At 71.9% G+C, this 19208-nt stretch carries 13 protein-coding genes and 1 tRNA gene; 3 read left to right on the top strand and 11 right to left on the bottom strand.

Annotation, left to right across the window (positions count from 1 at the left end; all coding sequences use genetic code 11):
• Positions 1–207 precede the first annotated feature (207 nt).
• The 7 genes from rho to OG247_RS28875 form a co-directional block, all read right to left on the bottom strand.
• Positions 208–2364 (bottom strand): transcription termination factor Rho, encoded by a 2157-nt coding sequence (rho, locus tag OG247_RS28905; protein WP_327254957.1) that lies wholly within the window; start codon positions 2362–2364, stop codon positions 208–210.
• 470 nt (positions 2365–2834) lie between these two features.
• Positions 2835–3761, bottom strand: coding sequence for a homoserine kinase (gene thrB, locus OG247_RS28900; protein ID WP_243336217.1), 927 nt, complete (start codon positions 3759–3761; stop codon positions 2835–2837).
• Between the two features lie 414 nt (positions 3762–4175).
• Complete coding sequence (gene thrC / locus OG247_RS28895; RefSeq protein ID WP_327254956.1) at positions 4176–5246, bottom strand: threonine synthase; 1071 nt, start codon at positions 5244–5246, stop codon at positions 4176–4178.
• Between the two features lie 6 nt (positions 5247–5252).
• Positions 5253–6551 carry a homoserine dehydrogenase gene (locus OG247_RS28890; protein ID WP_243336365.1) on the bottom strand — a complete coding sequence of 433 codons (1299 nt, stop codon included), beginning with the start codon at positions 6549–6551 and terminating at the stop codon, positions 5253–5255.
• 158 nt (positions 6552–6709) lie between these two features.
• Positions 6710–8101, bottom strand: coding sequence for a diaminopimelate decarboxylase (lysA, locus tag OG247_RS28885; RefSeq protein WP_327254955.1), 1392 nt, complete (start codon positions 8099–8101; stop codon positions 6710–6712).
• A gap of 91 nt (positions 8102–8192) precedes the next feature.
• Complete coding sequence (gene nrtL, locus OG247_RS28880) at positions 8193–9209, bottom strand: ArgS-related anticodon-binding protein NrtL (protein ID WP_327254954.1); 1017 nt, start codon at positions 9207–9209, stop codon at positions 8193–8195.
• Positions 9210–9309: 100 nt separating this feature from the next.
• Complete coding sequence (locus OG247_RS28875; RefSeq protein ID WP_442813666.1) at positions 9310–9786, bottom strand: response regulator; 477 nt, start codon at positions 9784–9786, stop codon at positions 9310–9312.
• 100 nt (positions 9787–9886) lie between these two features.
• Between OG247_RS28875 and OG247_RS28870 the strand changes: the two genes are divergently transcribed.
• Positions 9887–9958: transfer RNA gene (locus OG247_RS28870), tRNA-Arg, on the top strand.
• Between the two features lie 397 nt (positions 9959–10355).
• Here OG247_RS28870 and OG247_RS28865 read toward each other — a convergent pair.
• The 4 genes from OG247_RS28865 to OG247_RS28850 form a co-directional block, all read right to left on the bottom strand.
• Positions 10356–12821, bottom strand: coding sequence for a helicase-associated domain-containing protein (locus OG247_RS28865; RefSeq protein WP_327254953.1), 2466 nt, complete (start codon positions 12819–12821; stop codon positions 10356–10358).
• 132 nt (positions 12822–12953) lie between these two features.
• Positions 12954–14591 carry a hypothetical protein gene (locus tag OG247_RS28860; protein WP_327254952.1) on the bottom strand — a complete coding sequence of 546 codons (1638 nt, stop codon included), beginning with the start codon at positions 14589–14591 and terminating at the stop codon, positions 12954–12956.
• A gap of 26 nt (positions 14592–14617) precedes the next feature.
• Entirely contained in the window at positions 14618–15058 is a 441-nt protein-coding gene (locus OG247_RS28855) for a hypothetical protein (RefSeq protein WP_327254951.1), read from the bottom strand.
• Positions 15055–17442, bottom strand: coding sequence for an AAA family ATPase (locus tag OG247_RS28850; protein WP_327254950.1), 2388 nt, complete (start codon positions 17440–17442; stop codon positions 15055–15057). The genes OG247_RS28855 and OG247_RS28850 overlap by 4 nt, the downstream gene beginning before the upstream one ends.
• A gap of 275 nt (positions 17443–17717) precedes the next feature.
• Between OG247_RS28850 and OG247_RS28845 the strand changes: the two genes are divergently transcribed.
• Both OG247_RS28845 and OG247_RS28840 read left to right on the top strand, forming a co-directional pair.
• The gene (locus tag OG247_RS28845) at positions 17718–18701 is read left to right on the top strand and encodes an XdhC family protein (protein WP_327254949.1); all 984 of its coding nucleotides are present in this window, start codon (positions 17718–17720) and stop codon (positions 18699–18701) included.
• Between the two features lie 82 nt (positions 18702–18783).
• Positions 18784–19185: a DUF6479 family protein gene (locus OG247_RS28840; RefSeq protein ID WP_327254948.1), complete on the top strand. Its 402-nt coding sequence runs from the start codon at positions 18784–18786 to the stop codon at positions 19183–19185.
• The last annotated feature ends 23 nt before the right edge of the window (positions 19186–19208 follow it).

The raw sequence follows: 19208 nt of genomic DNA, 5'->3' as shown, positions 1-19208 counted from the left end.
GCCCGGGGTCGCGCGGGATACGGGATGTGGCAAAGGTCGCATCTGCGCGCGAAGCGCCGTAGACCACACAAGACCGTGCAGACTCCACGGGCCCCGTAGGCACCACAGGCCCCGTAGGCCGGAAAGGTCCGGGCATGACGCGACCGCCCCCGTCGCGGGTGCGGCGGGGGCGGTCGGCGGTCACGCAGGTGGTGCTACGGGGAGACCTCAGTCGTCGTTCTTGCCCGACGGGGTCGTCTTCGCGATCTGCATGAGGAACTCGGCGTTCGACTTCGTCTGCTTCATCTTGTCGAGGAGCAGCTCGATGGCCTGCTGCGAGTCGAGCGCGTGCAGCACCCGGCGCAGCTTCCAGACGATGGCGAGCTCCTCGCTGTTGAGGAGGATCTCCTCCTTGCGGGTGCCCGAGGGGTCCACGTCCACGGCCGGGAAGATGCGCTTGTCGGCGAGCTTCCGGTCGAGCTTGAGCTCCATGTTGCCGGTGCCCTTGAACTCCTCGAAGATCACCTCGTCCATGCGCGAGCCGGTGTCGACCAGCGCGGTGGCCAGGATGGTCAGCGAGCCGCCGTCCTCGATGTTGCGCGCGGCACCGAAGAAGCGCTTCGGCGGGTACAGCGCGGTCGAGTCGACACCACCGGACAGGATGCGGCCGGAGGCGGGGGCGGCGAGGTTGTACGCGCGTCCCAGACGGGTGATGGAGTCCAGCAGGACGACCACGTCGTGGCCGAGCTCGACGAGACGCTTGGCGCGCTCGATGGCCAGCTCGGCGACGGTGGTGTGGTCCTCGGCCGGGCGGTCGAAGGTCGAGGAGATGACCTCGCCCTTCACCGACCGCTGCATGTCGGTGACCTCTTCCGGACGCTCGTCGACCAGGACGACCATCAGGTGGCACTCGGGGTTGTTGACCGTGATCGCGTTGGCGATCGCCTGCATGATCATGGTCTTGCCGGTCTTCGGCGGGGCCACGATCAGACCGCGCTGGCCCTTACCGATCGGCGACACGAGGTCGATGATGCGGGTGGTCAGCACGCCCGGGTCGGTCTCCAGGCGGAGCCGGTCCTGCGGGTACAGGGGAGTCAGCTTCTGGAACTCCGGGCGGCCGCGGCCGGATTCGGGCGCCATGCCGTTGACGGAGTCCAGGCGCACGAGCGCGTTGAACTTCTCGCGGCGCTCGCCGTCCTTGGGCTGACGGACGGCGCCGGTGGTGTGGTCGCCCTTGCGCAGACCGGCCTTGCGGACCTGGGCGAGGGAGACGTACACGTCGTTCGGGCCGGGCAGGTAGCCCGAGGTCCGGATGAACGCGTAGTTGTCGAGGATGTCGAGGATGCCCGCCACGGGGATCAGGACGTCGTCGTCGGCGACCGGAGTCTCCGCCGGCGCGAACTCGTCGCGGCCACGACGGCCACGGCGGTCGCGGTAGCGGCCGCGACGGCCGCGACGGCCGTCCTCGTCGAAGTCGTCCTGCGGGCCGTTGTCCTGACGGTCCCGGTCCTGACGACCGCCCTGCTGGCCCTGGCCCTGACCCTGACCCTGTCCGCGGCCGCCCTGCTGGCGGTCCTGACGGTCGGTCCGGTCCTGACGGCCGCCCTGCTGGCCCTGACCCTGCCCCTGGCCCTGGTTCTGGCCCTGGTTCTGACCCTGGCCGGCCTGGCCCTGACCCTGGGCGCCCTGGCCCTGGTCGTCGGCCTTGGCACCGCGGTCACGGCGCTCGCGGCGGCCGTCGGCGCGGTCGTTGCCCCGCTCGCGGCGGTCGCGACGGCCGCGGCCCTCGCCTTCCTGGCCCTGAGCCTGGCCGGCGGGGGCGGTGGCAGCCTCGGCCTTCGCTTCGGCCTGTGCGGCCGGAGCGACGGTCTCGGACTTCTGCTCCACCTGCACGGCGGCGGCGGGGGCCGAACCCTCGGGGCTGCCGGAGGGGGCGGTGGCACGCCGGCGGCGGCGCTCGCCGACCGGGGCGTCCTCGCTGGCCGGCTGGCCCGGGATGTCGATCTGGGCCTGCGCGGCGGTCTTCTCGGCGGGCGCCTCGGCGGCGGCCTCGCCCGTACGGGCCTTGCTGGTGGCACGGCGCTTCGGCTTGGTCTCGGTGCTGTCAGCGGGCGCGGAGGCCGCGGCGGCGGGCGCGGAGGCCGCAGCCTTGGGGGCGCTGCTTCCCGCCTGCGCCTCCTTGATGACCTCGATCAGCTGGCCCTTGCGCATCCGCGCGGTGCCCCTGATACCGAGGCCCGACGCGACCTGCTGGAGCTCGGCCAGGACCATGCCGTCAAGGCCGGTGCCGGAGCGGCGGCGCTTGGTCGGCGCGGCGCCCTCGGCGGGGGCACTGGTGTCGACGTTGGTGTCGGCAGCGCCCATCAGATCGGTGGTGTCGCTCACGAAGGGTCCTTCCCTGGAGCGGACGTCGGCCTGTCTGGCTCGGCGACCGGTTGTGCTGTCCGACAGCAAGCCACGACTCGATGAGCCGCGAACTGCTGCCGGGGCGGTGGTCCGCCGATAGAGATACGGCGGAGAGAAACGTGCATGTGCGTGGGTGGTTCCGGCGAGAAGCCCCCGAGCTGAAAGCGTGGGAATGTCACGCCGATTCCGGAGCGTGCTCGAAACTGCTGGCAGCGATCAAAGCAGTCGGGGAGGCTCCCGGAAGAAAGGTGGTCCCTGATAGGGACACTGAGCACCAAGCCATGGCGGCTTCGGATGCGCACTTGAGACTAACACTACCGGATCCAACAGACATTCCCCCTCTCCATCACCGGCTTTCGAGCCCGTCCGCGCGGGTTTCGCGCGGGCTCCGCGCGGGCGGCCTGCCCCGGCCGCCCGCCCCTGGCCGGCTGTGTCCTCTACTGCGCGGATCAGCCGCCCTGGGTTCCCAGCGGAAGTACGCTCGCGCCCGCGGCGTCGAGTGCGAGGCGGTTGGCCGCCCACCCCTCGCCGGCGAGCCGTGCGACCTTGTCGGCCGCACCGTTGTCGACCAGCGCGAGGACCGTGGGGCCCGCGCCGGAGATCACTGCGGGGATCCCGTCCGCCCGCAGCCGGGCCACGAGTGCCACGCTCTCGGGCATCGCCGGGGACCGGTACTCCTGGTGGAGACGGTCCTCGGTGGCCGGCAGCAGGAACTCGGGACGCCTGGTCAGGGCCTCTACGAGCAGACCCGCGCGGCCCGCGTTGACGGCCGCGTCCACGTGCGGGACGGTGCGCGGCAGCAGGCCGCGCGCGGTCTCCGTCAGGACCGGCTTGGAGGGAACGAAGACCACCGGAACGATGGAATCGGCGGGCTCCATACGGATCGCCTTGGCGCTGCCGCCGTCCATCCACGCGAGGGTGAAACCGCCGAGCAGACAGGCGGCGACGTTGTCGGGGTGGCCCTCGATCTCGGTGGCGAGCTCCAGCAGCGCCGTGTCGTCGAGCTTGGCCTCTCCGCCTATGGTCACGGCGCGGGCGGCCACGATGCCCGCGCAGATCGCGGCGGAGGAGGAGCCGAGGCCACGGCCGTGCGGGATGCGGTTGGCACAGACGACCTCGAGGCCGCGCGGCTGGCCGCCCAGCAGGTCGAAGGCAGTGCGCATGGACCGTACGAGGAGGTGGCTCTCGTCCCGCGGCAGGGTGTCGGCACCTTCGCCCGCGATGTCGATGTTCAGGCCGGAATCGGCCACGCGTACGACGACATCGTCATAGAGCCCCAAGGCCAGCCCGAAGGCGTCGAAGCCCGGGCCGAGGTTGGCACTGCTGGCGGGAACGCGCACCCGTACGGCGGCGGCGCGGAACGCTGGACCGGCCATCTTCCGATGACACTCCTTGTGACTGTGCGAGACGGAATCTTCGCTGGCTCGCTGTGAATGTACTGGAGAACGTACGACACCCGAAGGCCCTGTGGGCAGCACCGCGGTCATATGCGCGGCGGCGGATGTAAGTACAGCCTATCGAAGGAAGGTTCTTCTCCGACATAGGGCGCACAGCAGGCGCACGATGCGTGTCGCCGGCTCCCGCCGGTCCGGTCGGTTTCCGCCGCGATATCTGGCGGGTCTCCGTCGGTTTTTGTGCCGTACGGCCCGAGTTGCCGGATTCCTCAACCTTCGAAAGACTTCCGGAATCCGGCAACTCGGTTACTGCGGTACTGCTGCGACCACCGGCTGCGACCACCGGCTGGGACCACCGGCCGTCCGCACTTCCGGGACGGCCGGCCCTCCGCTCGGTCAGACGAGGCCGAGACGGATGGCGGCGGCCTCGGCGTCGACCGGAATGGTGATCGGCTGCGGAGCACCCGCGACCGCCCAGTCGGGGTCCTTCAGGCCGTTGCCGGTGACGGTGCAGACGATCTTCTGGCCGGGGTCGACCAGACCGAGGTCGACGGCCTTGAGCAGACCGGCCACCGACGCGGCCGAGGCGGGCTCGACGAAGACGCCCTCTTGGGCGGCCAACAGGCGGTAGGCGGACAGGATCTGGCGGTCCGTCACCTCGTCGATGAAGCCGCCCGACTCGTCCCGGGCCTGCAGGGCGTAGTCCCACGAGGCCGGGTTGCCGATGCGGATCGCGGTGGCGATGGTGTGCGGCTCCTTGACGACCTCGCCGCGCACGATCGGCGCCGAGCCGGAAGCCTGGAAACCCCACACACGGGGCGTACGGGAGGCCAGGCCATCGGCCTTGTACTCCTTGAAGCCCTTCCAGTACGCGGTGATGTTGCCGGCGTTGCCGACGGGCAGCACGTGGATGTCGGGGGCGTCGCCGAGCGCGTCCACGATCTCGAAGGCCGCCGTCTTCTGGCCCTCGATGCGTACCGGGTTCACCGAATTGACCAGCGCCACCGGGTAGTTGTCGGACAGCGCGCGGGCCAGATCCAGACAGTCGTCGAAGTTGCCGTCGACCTGAAGGATCTTGGCGCCGTGGATCAGGGCCTGGCCCATCTTGCCGAGCGCGATCTTGCCGCGGGGCACGAGGACGGCGCAGACCATCCCGGCGCGCACCGCGTAGGCGGCGGCGGAGGCCGAGGTGTTGCCCGTGGACGCGCAGATGACGGCCTTGGCGCCGTCCTCCTTGGCCTTGGTGATCGCCATGGTCATGCCGCGGTCCTTGAAGGACCCGGTGGGGTTGGCCCCCTCGACCTTGAGGTGTACCTCGCAGCCGGTGCGCTCGGAGAGCACCTGGGCGGGGACGAGGGGAGTGCCGCCCTCGCGGAGCGTCACCACCGGGGTCGTGGCCGTGACCGGCAGGCGGTCCCGGTACTCCTCGATGATGCCGCGCCACTGGTGGGTGCGATTGCTGCTCATGGGTCCTTACTCCCCTTCAACACGCATGATGCTGGCGACACCGCGGACGGTGTCCAGCTTCCGCAGCGCCTCGACGGTCCCGGAGAGGGCGGCGTCGGGCGCACGGTGAGTGACGACGACGAGGGAGGCCTCGCCGTCTTGAGCTTGACGACCTTGCTGGCGGACCGTGTCGATGGAGACACCGTGCTCCGCGAAGGTGGTCGCCACCTGGGCGAGTACGCCCGGCTTGTCCGCCACATCGAGGCTGATGTGGTAACGGGTGACGACATCCCCCATGGGGCTGACCGGCAGCTGGGTGTACGCCGACTCGCCCGGCCCCTTTGCCTCGGCGAGCTTGTTGCGGCAGACGGCGACGAGGTCGCCGAGGACCGCGGACGCGGTCGGCGCGCCGCCCGCGCCCGGACCGTAGAACATGAGCCGCCCGGCGGCCTCCGCCTCGACGAACACCGCGTTGTAGGCCTCGCGGACGGAGGCGAGCGGGTGGGTCAGCGGGATCATCGCCGGGTGGACGCGGGCGGTGACGGACTCGCCGTCGGCGGCGCGCTCCAGGATGGCGAGGAGCTTGATGGTGCAGCCCATGCGCTTGGCGGACGCGAAGTCGGCGGCGCTGACCTCGGTCATGCCCTCGCGGTAGACGTCGTCGAGGCGGACCCGGGTGTGGAAGGCGATGCCGGCCAGGATCGCGGCCTTGGCGGCGGCGTCGTAGCCCTCCACGTCGGCGGTGGGGTCGGCCTCGGCGTACCCGAGGGCGGTGGCCTCGTCGAGGGCCTCCTGGTACCCGGCGCCGGTGGAGTCCATCTTGTCGAGGATGAAGTTCGTCGTGCCGTTGACGATGCCCATCACCCGGTTGATCTTGTCGCCCGCGAGGGACTCGCGCATGGGGCGGACCAGTGGGATGGCGCCGGCGACGGCGGCCTCGTAGTACAGGTCCAGCCCGGCCGCCTCGGCGGCGGCGTGCAGCGCGGCGCCGTCCTGGGCGAGCAGCGCCTTGTTCGCCGAGACGACGGAGATGCCGTGCTCGAAGGCGGTGGTGATCAGGGTGCGGGCCGGCTCGATGCCGCCGATGACCTCGATCGCGACGTCGATGTCGCCGCGTTTGAGCAGCGCGGTCGCATCGGTGGTGACCAGGGCCGGGTCGATGCCCTCGCGCACCTTGGAGGGGCGGCGCACGGCCACGCCGGCGAGTTCGACGGGCGCGCCGATCCTGGCCGTCAGATCGTCGGCGTGCGTCGTCATGATGCGGGCAACTTCCGAGCCGACCACTCCACAGCCCAGCAGCGCCACCTTCAGCGGACGCGTACGCATCATTCGACCTACGCCTTTCGATCTTCACATCAGTACCTGTTGCGCGGTTTGCGCCCCAGGTGTGAACCAGTCTCACTCAATGGACAACAGTTTCCACCCTCGGTCCATTGAGTGAGACACCTATTCCGGGGTCCGGGGGCTTCCCCCAGAAGAATGCGTCAGCCGACGTCGAGACGCAGGAGATCCTCCTCCGTCTCCCGGCGGACGATGACACGCGCCCGGCCGTCGCGCACGGCGACGACCGGCGGGCGGAGCACGTGGTTGTAGTTGCTCGCCATCGAACGGCAGTACGCGCCGGTGGCCGGGACCGCGAGGAGGTCCCCGGGGGCGAGGTCGGCGGGCAGGAACGCGTCCTTGACCACGATGTCGCCGCTCTCGCAGTGCTTGCCCACGACGCGCACGAGCATGGGCTCGGCGTCGGAGGTCCGCGAGACGAGGGTGACCGTGTACTCGGCGTCGTAGAGGGCCGTCCGGATGTTGTCGGACATCCCGCCGTCGACGGAGACGTACGTCCGCAGGCCCTCCAGCGGCTTGATCGTCCCGACCTCGTAGAGGGTGAAGGCCGTCGGCCCCACGATCGCCCGTCCGGGTTCGACGGAGATCCGCGGGGCGCGCAGGCCGGCCGCCTCGCACTCGCGGGCGACGATCTCGTGCAGGGCCTTGGCGATCTCGTGCGGCTCGCGCGGGTCGTCGGCGGAGGTGTAGGCGATGCCCAGCCCGCCGCCGAGGTCGATCTCGGGCAGCTCCACCCCGTGCTCGTCGCGCACGGCGGCGAGGAGGCGTACGACGCGCTTGGCGGACACCTCGAAGCCGGCCATGTCGAAGATCTGCGAGCCGATGTGGGAGTGGACGCCGAGCAGCTCCAGGCTGTCGTGCCCGAGCGCGCGCCGTACGGCCTCGGCGGCCGACCCGTCGGCCACGGCGATCCCGAACTTCTGGTCCTCGTGCGCGGTGGCGATGAACTCGTGGGTGTGCGCCTCCACGCCCACGGTGACGCGGATCTGCACGGGCTGGCGTACGCCGAGCTCGCGGGCGATGTGCGCGACGCGGGCGATCTCCTGGAAGGAGTCGAGCACGATCCGGCCGACGCCGGCCTCGATCGCGCGGGTGATCTCCGCGGTGGACTTGTTGTTGCCGTGGAGGGCGATCCGCGCGGCCGGCATCTCGGCGGCGAGCGCGGTGGCCAGCTCCCCGCCGGAGCACACGTCGAGGTTGAGCCCCTCCTCCTTGAGCCACTTCACGACGGCCTTGGAGAGGAACGCCTTGCCGGCGTAGAAGACGTCGGCGTCCGGCCCGAAGGCGTGCGCCCAGGCACGGCAGCGCGCCCGGAAGTCCTCCTCGTCGAGGAAGTACGCGGGCGTCCCGAACTCCTCGGCGAGACGGGTCACTTCGATCCCGCCGACGGTGACGACTCCGTCGCCGTTCCGGCCGACCGTGCGCGCCCAGATCTTCTCCTCGAGCGCGTTGAGGTCGGCGGCCGGCGGAGCGTAGTGGCCCTCGGGCATGACGTCGGCGTGGCGGGGCCCGGCGGGGTGTGCGGAACGGCTCATCTCGACATTCTCTCTTCGCAAATCATCCGGAACACAGGCGCATCACATCGGACCACAATGAGTCGCATCGGATCGCATACGGTTCGCGGCATCACAGGCAGTGGTGGTCGGGCACGTCTATGCCGAGCAGGGCCAGGCCGCCGGCCAGCACCGTCCCGGCGGCTTCGGCAAGGGCCAGCCGGGCACGGTGGGCGGCCGAGGGTTTCTCGTCCCCCTTGGGCAGGACGTGGTACTGGAAGTCGAGCAGGGCGTCCGCGATCGCGACGAGCTGCCGGACGAGCCGCTCGGGCGCATGGTGGTGCGCGGCGGCTTCGAGCACGAGGGGGTGATCGCGAAGAACCCCGAGCAGGACGTCGGCGCCGTCCACCTCCCCCGGTTCCGCACGGAACCCCAACTGCCCGGCGTTACGGGTCAGCGCCCGCGCCCGGGAGTGGGCGTACCGCACCCGGAAGAACTCACTGGACTCGTCCTGGACGAGCAGCGCCGCGGAAAACACGGGGGTCTCGGCAGCGGGAACACAGAGCATCGCCCAGACGGCGGCGCCGGCCCCGTACTCCGCCACCACATCGCCGTCCCGCTTGGCGACGGGGGCGACGCGGGCTACGGCACTCCCGGCCCCCAGCCCCTGACTGCTCGCAATCCGCCGCACGGCTGCGCACACGACGCGCTCGCGCAGGTCGGCACGGGGAACCCCACCGGGCTCGGAGGCCTCACGGCCCTCGGGGGTCTCGTCGTCCTCGGGGGTTCCGTCGCCCTCGGAGGCAAGGCCGTACAACGCCCCACCGGCTCGAATGCCCCGTACCAGCTCTCCGACCGAACTCTCGGCGAGCACGAAGTTCAGGAACCCGGCGCCGGTGATCTCCACACGCTCGACCCCGGGCAGACCCGCCAGCCGCGGGGCCAGCACCTCGGCCACTCCACGGGGCGGAACTCCGGCACCCTTCGCCACCCCGAACGCGACGGGCGAGGCGTAGTCCCCCACTCCCCCGGGCCGCGTCCGCTCGACGACGACCCGCTCGGGCACGACCACACCGGCGGGCAGCTCCCCGTCCTCAACGGCGCGGCGCAGGGCGCGCACGACGGAACGGGAGAGGTCGACGGGGGTCACGTGACCAGCCTAGGGGAGAAGCCCCCACGTCACGCGAACGGTTTCGCCATGTGGAATGCGGCCCCTGGCGGGAGCCCTGACAGGGGCGCCACAGGGAGGGTCATCCCCTCCCTCTCCCGGCGGGAGCACCCTTCCGTTCCCGCCGGTCGCGGCGCTCGATGAGCCGGCGCACGACGCGCACCAGCTCCGCGGGCTCGAAGGGCTTGGCGAGGAAGGCATCCACGCCGGCGGCGATCCCGGCCTCGACCTCGTTCTGCGTACAGGCGCTCACGATCGCAACGGGCAGATGCCGCGTCCTGGGATCGGCCCGCAACTGTGCGGCAGCCCCGAACCCGTCCAGGCGGGGCATGACCACATCAAGAGTGATCACATCGGGCATCACGCGATGAACAACGTCCAGGCACTCGGCACCATCGTTCGCGGTCACGACCTCGAAGCCCTCCAGCTCGAGATTGACCTTGATCAGCTGCCGGATGACCTTGTTGTCGTCGACAACAAGCACCCGGCCCGAGGCGCCCGACACAACTCGAGAGTAGGTCCGCCCCGGCCCCCGCGTCCGGGTTTTTGCCACTTCCACCCCGTCCGAGCGACCCACGCCTCCCTCCCCCCGAATCCGTTCCTGATCACCGTCGGGAAGCTGGTAGTGTTCAACCCGTCGCCGCAACACCAGCGACAGCGCCCCCGTAGCTCAGGGGATAGAGCAACGGCCTCCGGAGCCGTGTGCGCAGGTTCGAATCCTGCCGGGGGCACTTCGCAGGAAGTGCCACAGAGACCCTCCAAACAGTGTCAGTACTGTTCGGAGGGTCTTTTTGTGTTTCGCACCATGGGCACCCGCAGACCAGCAGCATTCAGGGCACATACATCACCGTCCAAGTGCTGCCGTTCACACGCGGCGCCCACTCGGGCATGTACGGCCCCTACGTGCTGCTCAGCTTCCCGCAATTGGAGCGTCGCTCGATCTCGTACTCAACGAGGCCCCACGGGCAACATCTGGATGGAGCGAGAGCAGGAAGTCGCCTGCTACCGAGGGCTCTTCGATGACGCCCGGGGGCCCGTCCGCGACAGCAAGCGGCCCGCCGGGCCGTGATCGGGTTCGGGTTCGGGCCGGTGCTTGGCAGGCGTTCGTCCGTCAGGTGTGGTGAACATTCAGCTCCGGTCCAGGAGTTGGGCGGCCAGGGCGCGGGCGCTGGAGGGGGCTCCGCGTGTCCCTTCGCCGGGCTGGCCGTGTGCTTCGTCCAGGGTGCGTAGGAAGCTGCGCGCGCGTTCGGTGGGGGCGCGGTCCAGGACCGTGGTGCCGGTGGCGGCCTCCTGGGTGGGGGCGTAGCCGGCCAGACGGAGGGCTGAGAGGGTCTCCTCCGGCGGGGCCGCTGAGATGAGGACCGTGGGCGCGATGCGGCGCAGGCCTAGTTTGGCGAGGCCGCGGGCTTGCGCGACCTCGGTGATCAGGGCGGTGTCGTCGGAGCGGATGCAGCAGGCCGAGCGGACGACGCGCAGCTGTCCGTGGGTGCGGGCCGTGTCCTTGATCGTGTAGGTGAGCGGTTGTGGGAGTGGTGTCTCGCGTTCGCTGACCCCCGTCAGTCGGTCCAGGAGCTCGTCGGCGCTCCAGCCCGCGTCCATCGCGCGGCGGAGGGAAGCCGCGGTGATCCGCCAGACGACCGCGTGGCCCTCCGACTCGATGTCGCCGACCGCGGAGAGGAGTTCGGCGAGGTCCGGGGCCGGGGCTCCGGTGACCGTGGCGGTCAGGTCCGCCTGGAAGCGTGTGGTGGTGCTGGGCGCGGGAAGTGTTTCGTACAGGGCGGCGCGGAGGTTGCTCACCGCCCGGGCAAGAGCCGGGCGGGCGGTCAGGTCCTCGCCCAGGCCGTCCGTTCCGAGGGCCGCCGGGTCCGTGCCCGCGCCCGGAACGGCGGGGTAGTGGTGGCCCGCGCCCGCCTCCAGGAGAGCGCTGACCGCACGTCCGGCCGGGGTGAGGGCGCCGTGTGCTACCAGGCCCAGCAGCTCGGCCTCCTCCAGGGTCGACCGGAGGCGGCCCGCGATGTCGTCATCGCCCAGCAGCCGTCCCGCCGCGTCGTTCGCGAGGAGGGAGCTCAGCAACGGCTGGTGCCAGGCGGCCCGTTCCAGTAGTTCCGTGTACGACTCCGCCGTCAGGGTCAGGCCCTGGCCTGGCGCCAGGCCGCCGAGCGCGCGCAGTGTTCCGCGGCGCAGCGGGACGGCGTACGCGTCCTGCGGGCTGATCAGCGCCACCGGGGTCTCGCCGTCGTCCGGCCAGTGGGTGAGCACCTCGGGCACCACCGCCCAGGCGGCCAGCAGGGGCAGCAGCTTGCCCGCGGGCGGGGCCGCCGCCCACGGGTCGTAGCGGTCGCTGGGGAGGAGGCGGGCCGCGGGCTTGGGTGTCGCCTGCCGCCTGCGGCGGGCGGGCTCGGGCTCGTCGGCCTGCGGGGCGGCCAGGCCGGCGTTCACGGCGAGGTCGAGCCACAGGCGGGTGTCCGCCTCGCTCGCACCGGCGGACTTGGCCAGGCGCCGGGTGTCCCGTACGGCGATGCCGCCCGCCTTGCGTACGGCGACCGGCTGCGCGGCCAGCGCCCGTAGGACCAGCTCCGCGCGCCAGGCGGCCGCTCCGGCCGCGGCTCCCCCTTGGCCGTCCCAGCCGCGCGGCAGCGGGACGGTGTGGGTGAGCGGTTCCGGCTCCAAGCGGGGACAGGGCGCCCCCTCGCCGTCGCGCAGGGCGCGGGACACTTCGTACGGGAGTTCCGCCAGGTCCGGGCCGGCGGGCAGGAGTAGCGCGCGTGCGGCGAGCCAGTCGGTGCCCTCGTCGCCGCTGCCGCCCTCCCGGAAGGTGTACTTGGCACTGGGTCCCGCGTACGAGCCGTATTGGGTGACGAAGCAGTGGGTGCGCAGCAGGGGTGGCCCGAGGACCAGATTGTCCAGCAGCTCGCGGGCCGCCGACGGCGCCTGGGACACCAGGTCGCGGACCCGGCCCGGATCGGCGAGCAGGGCGGTGATGCGGGCCTGGGCCTCGGGGCGGGTGCGTGCCGCACTCTCGCCGAACAGCAGGGAGGCGATCCGTTTGACCTCCGGCGCGTTGTAGGCGGCGGTCAGCAGCCGGTCCGCCGGCCGGCCGTAGCCGTCGAAGCCGGCCGCCCGGACGTGGAGCAGGGGCGGGATCGCCAGCCGGCCCTGCGGCGCCGGCAGCAGCAGCGCGCGTTCCCGTAGCCGGGCGATCGCCTCCGCCGCCCGCTCGCGCGCGCCGCCCGGCGTGAACCAGTCCAGCACGTCCTTCTCCGGCACCAGGCGTTCGGACGGCTCCACGGGCACGGCGACCGGCACGGGACGCCACCCGTACTGAGGCCGGGCCGCGGCCTCCTCCGCGACCGGCCCGTGCTGTCGCAGGGCCAGGGCGGCGATCGAGGCCAGGAGCTCCATCTCGCCGGCGGTCCCCGCGGTCAGTCCGCGCGCCACCGACTCGTCCGTGAGCAGGTGCTCGGCGAGTTGGCGGGGAGTCGTGATGCGGGTGTAACCGACAGCGAGAGGGAGATCCCGTTCCTCAAGCAGGGCGGTCAGCTGGTGTTCGGGGAGCTGCTTGAGCCACTTCTCCAAGGCGGTGCGCGAGTTCACCCCGCCAGCGTAGTGCGAGGGGTGCGGCGGCATACGGGCTTCCCGATACCACGGCCGGGGGCGGCCCCGTGGTGGAGCCGGCTGCCCCGGCCTGCCCGCCGCTCCCCTTCGGCGGGCAGGCCGCATCCACCGTCAGGTGAGGGTGTTCGTGAGGTGCGGGCCTATGTAGCCGATGAAGATGCCGTGGGTGGCGCAGGCGCCGTCGTAGTAGTGGAGGCGCGGGGCGATCGTGTTGCCGCCGCCGATCCTGACGTGCGCGCCCATGAAGAGCTTGCGGGCGGGGTCGATGTGCTCCGGGACCGGGAAGGTGCGTTCCTTGCGCCAGTCGGCTTTGGTCTTCACCGACTTCGACTCGTCGCGGATGATTTTCCGCGGGGAGATGGAGTGCTTGCCCTCCGGTACGTCCTCGCACCACTGCTTGAAGTCGCGGGTGGCCTCACCGTCGGCTGCGGCGTCGGCGTAGTCCTGGAGGGCCAGCAGGGCATCCCAGGTCATGCGGCCCCAGGAGGAGCCGTACGCCTGGTCGTCGAGTTCCAGGGTGACCTTGCGGGAGCCGGTGAAGTGGACGCGCGGCATGTCGGCGATCCGGTCGAGGATCTCCGCGAAGGAGGCGGGCCCCGGGGGGCCGGGTTCGACCGGGGTGTACGCGGCTTCGGCTGCGTTGAGGATCAGGAGTCGCTTCTGGACCGCCAGTAGTTGGGCCTTGACTCCGTGGAGTTCCCGGTACTGCTCGTCGTACTCGCCGACCAGCATCGACTCGCCCTGTTGGGTTTCGTGCAGTTCCCGTTTCAGGCCGCGGATCTCGTCCGCCCGGGCCCTCTGCTCTCGTCCCGCCTCCTCCAGGATCTCGAAGAGGGCGTGGTTCTCGTCCCTCAGGCGCTCCAGCTCGGACGTCCCGACGCCCTCCTTGGTGCGGGCCCGGAGGACGGGTACGGAATCGAGTTCCGGGGGCAACGGGGCCTGGATCGCCAGGCGCTGCGGTAGCTGGGCGAGGAGGCCCCGGGCCCGGTGCGGGGTCTCGGTGATGGTCCGGCGGGACAGGACGCGGTGGCGCTGGCCGTCGGCCGCCCAGGCCGGGTCCACTCCCGGCAGGTACGTACGGATCCCGCCGGCGAAGACCTGGTGGTATTCCAGGGCCCGGTTGAAGTACGGCTCGGCCTCGGGTGCGAGGACGTAGAGGATGGCCAGGCCGGCCAGTGGGCGGACCAGCGGGTCCACGGTGCGTTCCAGCCAGGCGTCGAAGTCCACGCCGTGGGGCGTACTGGCCACGACGACGGGCAGGCGCCGCTTCTCGTCGCAGAGCTCGTCTATGACGGAGTGGACGTCGTCGACCTCGATGACCTGGGGCATCCGCGTCACGTCGGCGAGCCCGTCGCGCGCTCGGAGCACGTCGAGCAGGCTCCCGGCGAGACGGGGGGTCTTGGCCGGTGTGGGGAAGACGTCAGGCCTGTCGGGCAGGTGCTCGACGTCCAGCTGGACCCAGGTCGGTCCGGCTCCGGTCTGCCGGATCAGTACGGTGGTCTGCCAGGTGCCGTCCGGGGTCGTCTCCCGCAGCCGCCAGCGGCCGTACGCTCCTGAAGTCCCGGTGGCGGAGTCGTGGTCGAGGGTCACGCCGCGGGCTATCTCGTTGCGTCCTTCGGCGAACGCCTCGATGTCGTAGGTCTTCGGGGGTTCCTTCAGCCAGCTGCGGAGCCGGTCGTCGACCAGGGCTCCCGTGCCGACGTAGTCGAGTCCGCTGGTGACGACCATGCGGTAGCGGCGGGTGTCCACGCGGTGCGGTTCCTTTCGTGGCGCGGTCAGGGCCGGACGGCGGCCGTATCCGAGGGCATGGCTCGCAGGAGCTCCGTGACGTCCGCGTGCCAGGCCCTGACCTCGGCCGGCGTGGGCGGGAGTTCGTAGGTGTGGTGGTGACATGCCGCGCTGAGGGCCGACCGGACGACGTACCACCGGCGCGCCACCGAAGGGCTCGCGTACCACTCCAGGCACAGGGCTTTGGTGCGGCCCCGGCTGTGGACCATGCCGGGGCTGGTGCTCCGCCAGAAGTCGTCCATGGCCTCGTCCAGCGCCAGCCGCAGCAGGGCGGCCGCGGCGCGGGCGCGCAGGCCGGGCGTGAGGGCGGGCTCGAGTGCGGGCGTGAGGCCGGGCTCGAGTGCGGGCGTGAGGCCGGGCAGGGTTCCGGGCGGTGGCGTGAGCAGTTGGCCGGCGGCGGCGACGAGGTCGCGGACGGGCTGGGTCACCGGCGCTGCACCGCCCTGGCGAGCCGCTCGGTTTCCCGGACCAGGTCCCCGTTGGCGCCGGACCGGGCGGGAGCCTGGTGGGCGCCCGCGTTGCACCGCTCGATCAGGGTGCGTGCCCAGGGTCCGTGGTCCCGGGCCACCGCGGCGAGCACCTCGGCCGGCGCCATCGCGCTGTCGTAGAAGGCGAGCGCGGCCAGCTCGGTGAGCTCGTGCGTGCCGCTGATCCGGGCCTCGACTTCGTCGTGGCCGTGGCCGTCGCCGCGCAGTCGGCGCCGGGCCGGTTCGAGGTAGGCCGCTTCCAGTGCTCCTCGGCACATCTGGGGCAGCACTCGATCGGCGACCTCCTGCGGCACATTGCGGTCCGCGGCCACGGCCCGGGCTTCGCCCAGCGCGAGCGAGACCGGGTCGTCGGTCCGGGTGACCCGTACGACGGAGTCCGTCTGGCGGGAGACCTGCATGATCGTCGCGGGGACGCGGAGCTGACGGAGGGCCTGCTGGAGGCGGGTGTCGTGCGTGAAGACCACCACTTGACGGGTCCGGGAGCAGAGTTGGAGGACGCGGGCGAGCCCTTCGACCTTCTCCGGGTCCATGGACTGCACCGGGTCGTCGATCACCAGGAAGCCGAAGGGGCTGCCGGGATGTGTGGCACGCGGGAGGAACAGCGAGAGGGCGAGCGAATGGAGCTCGCCCTGGCTCATCACGCCGAAGGCGGGCGCGTCGATGGCATCCACGGAGGCGTCGAGCACCACCTTCCGCTGGTTGGCGGTGCCGGCGAGGCTGATCGAGCCGAGTGAGACGCTGCTGCGTTCGCACAGGAGGTTCCAGATGGTCTGCGACTGCTCGGCGAAGGGCCGGAGCCGTTCCTCGCGCAGTTCGCCGGTGACCTTCTTCAGCCACGCGCGGCCGTCCTTGATCTGCTTGATCAGCGGCCGGGCCGCCTCCGCGGCCTCGGCGTCGCGCAGGCACTCGGCGAGGCGCAGGGCAAGGGGCTGCCAGCGGCCGTCCTGCTCCGCGATCCGGTGCGCGGCCTCCTCGCCCGACTTGCGGCAGGCGTCCGCCAGGGTGGCCGCCACGCGCTCGACCCGGTCCGCGAGTTCGCGCGGGTCCGCGGCTTCCCGGCAGGCCGCCCACTCGGACCAGAGGAGGGCGAGCGGCGAGTCGGCACCCTGCAGCCAGCCCGGAACGGGCCGTACGAGGTCACGCGCGGCCCGCACCGCGGCCGCCAGCGCCTCACGCGCGCTCTGCGCCGTGGCCGCCTCCCGCTGGAGGCGTTCGACCTGTTCCCGGGCTCCCACGGCCCAGACCTCGTCGAGGCGGCTCCCGGCACCGCATACGGGACAGTCCTCGGACCGCGGGTGGCGGCGCCGGTGGTCCAGCGCGCGCTCCAGCAGTCCGATCAGTTGCCTGGCGTCCTCGGCGGCGCCGAACCGCACGTCCTCGGCAGCCGCGGCGGCCTCCCGCAACCGGGCGACCGCGCCCGCCACTTCGCGCGGGTCGGGGCCCTCCAGACCCGCGAGGCGGTGCAGCCGGGCCAGCTCGGTGCCGTCCGTCGCGACGTGGCCGTTGAGCAGGGCGCGTAGCCGGTCGAGGTCCGGGGTGCGTCCACCGAGCGCCGCGACGGCCTCGGCGGCCCTCGGGTCGTCCGACTCGGCCAGCTCGGCGGTCACGGCGCGGTTCAGCTCAGCGGCGCGGGTGACCGTGTCGGTGAGGACCTTGGCGCGGGCCCGGGCTTCGTTGTCGGCGTCGCTGAGCAGGTCCAGTCCGAGGATCTGCGCGAGCGCGTCGTGCAGGGCGCTCATCCGCCCGTTGATCATCGCGCCGAGCTCGCTGTACGAGAGGAACGGCCGGTAGAGCGACAGGTCCTCGGCGTCGATGACCTCGCGCGGGTCCTGCTCGGGCATGCCGGGCCGGTGCGCGACCGTCCGGGAGTCCTCCAGTCCGTCACCGTGCCAGCTCCTGCGCACGGTCAGCGGAAGGCTCTCGCCGTCCGGGCAGAGCTCGACCGAAACCTGCGGGGCGGAGGGGTCGTGGAGGTTGCGCCAGCCCTGCTTCCAGACCTGAGTGCGGTCCTGCCAGCGGAAGTTGTCCCCGGTCAGGACCATCTCGGCGGCCTCGGCGAAGCTCGACTTCCCCGAGCCGTTCCGGCCGGCGACCACGGTGAGGCCGGGGCCCGGTGTCAGTTCCAGCGCCGCGGCCGGTCCGATGCCGCGCCAGCCGGCCGCCGAGATCGACCTCAGGTACACGGGCCCGGACCGGCCGGCGCTCCTCACCCGCACCTCGGGCAGCAACTCGGCCACGAGGTCCCGCGCCGCGGGTGTCAGCGCGGAACGGGCGAGGCGGCCCAGAACCAGGTCGCGCAGGGTGGGTAAGGGCCGGTCGCTCACTACGACTCCTTGCGGTGGCACGGGGTGCTGATCCCGCCCATGCTGCCCGAAACCTCCGCCCCTGGAAGGGCGAACCGTCCACCGGGGTCCGAAGCCCCGCCGGTCGTGGCGGCCGTGAGGTTCCGGTGGTCCGTACGAAGGATGTGGGGGTGGGTCTGTGGGTTTTGGGGGGTGGGGGGCGGGGGTGTGCGTGCGTAGGTTGGAAGGGAGGCCACTTCGGTTGCGGGTCTGGGGCTTTGTGGCGTGCTCTGACGGTGAGGATGGGGCGGCGCGATATGCGTGACTTGGTGGAGACGGCGCGACAGTGGGTGGCCGAGGGGCGGGTCGGGTTTCTGGCACGGCCCGTGACCGAGCAGGGGTTCGGGCCCCGGGATCCCGCCGGGGCCGTGCTCGTGGATGCGCGCGGGGAGTGCGTCGGGGCCCTGTACCGGGGGGTGTTCGATGCCGAGCTGGTGGCGGAGGCCGCCTCCATGGGGGCCGGGGAGACCGCGCGGGTGTGCGAGGTTTCCGTGGGCGGCGGCGAGGCCGTCGAGGCGAAGCTGACGTGTGGCGGGCAGGCCGAGGTGCTGTTGCAGCCGCTCGGTGCGATTCCCGGTGAGTGGTGGGAGCTGCTCGGGCAGGGGGTCGGCGTCGCGCTCGTGACCCAGCTGAACGAGCGGGCGGACCAGGCCGTCAGTGTCGTGGTGCGGGGTGCCGATCAGCCGTCCGGTGACGCCGAGCGGCGGGCCGGGGAGTTGCTGAGGACGAGGCGGCCCGGCCGGGACGCGCTGTACGCGGGGTCCGGGCTGGTGCTCGTGGAGGCGTACCCGTCGGCTCCGTACGTGGTGATCGGCGGGGCCGGGGAGCTGGCCGAGGTCATCGAGGCCCAGGCCCGGCTGCTCGGGTGGGAGGTCAGCGTCGTCACCGCCGTCGGCGAGGCCGAGAAGCTGCTCGAGGCCCGGCGGGACGCCGCCTGTCTGGCGATGCTGAGCCATGATCCGGACTTCGACGTGCCGACGCTGCGGACCGCGCTCGCGCTCGGGGTGCCGTACGTCGGGGCGCTCGGCTCCCGCAAGACCACCGCGCGGCGCCGCGAGGGGCTGCTCGCGGCCGGGGTGAGCGAGGAGCGGCTGCGGACGGTGCACGGGCCGATCGGCCTGGACCTGGGCGGGCAGACTCCGGCGGAGACGGCGCTGGCCATCTGTGCGGAGATCCTGGCGGTGCTCGGCGGGCGCGAGGTGCGCGGGGTGCGGGACGCGGACGGCCCGCTCCGGGGGTGAGCCGGGCCCCCAGGGCCGGCCTTGGGGGCCTGCCCGGATCCCGATCGGGTGAAATGGTCGCCGATGCGGGAAAATGGATTGTATGGACACGACTCTGATCTTCCTCGCGGTGGACAGAACTCTGACCAACATCGCGTGGTTCTTCGTCGTCGGGCTCCTCGTGGTCGGCTTCCTGCTCGGCGGTTTCATGCTGGGCAAGCGGGTCCGGGCACAGGAACCCGCACCCCCCGCTCCCGAGAGCCAGCCGCACCTGCCCGACGGCGGTGCCGTGCACGAGGTCTCCGAGGAGCGGGAGTACGTCGAATTCCCCGAGAGCGGACTGCGCCCGCACGAGATGCAGGGGTACGGGAACTTCGGCTCCCGGACCCACAGCCATCAGGACGATGCGCGGGCCGAACGGGAATCCGGGTACGAGCACCCCAACCCACGGCCCCGCAAGCAGCCCCCGACCCTGCCGCCCCTGGGCGGCGCCAAGCCCGCCTGACCGGCGGGACGAACGCTTGAAAC

Source organism: Streptomyces sp. NBC_01244 (genome assembly GCF_035987325.1).
Classification (GTDB): Bacteria; Actinomycetota; Actinomycetes; order Streptomycetales; family Streptomycetaceae; genus Streptomyces.
Note: the sequence above shows the minus strand (reverse complement) of the source record. Positions and strands in the feature narration are given on the sequence as shown.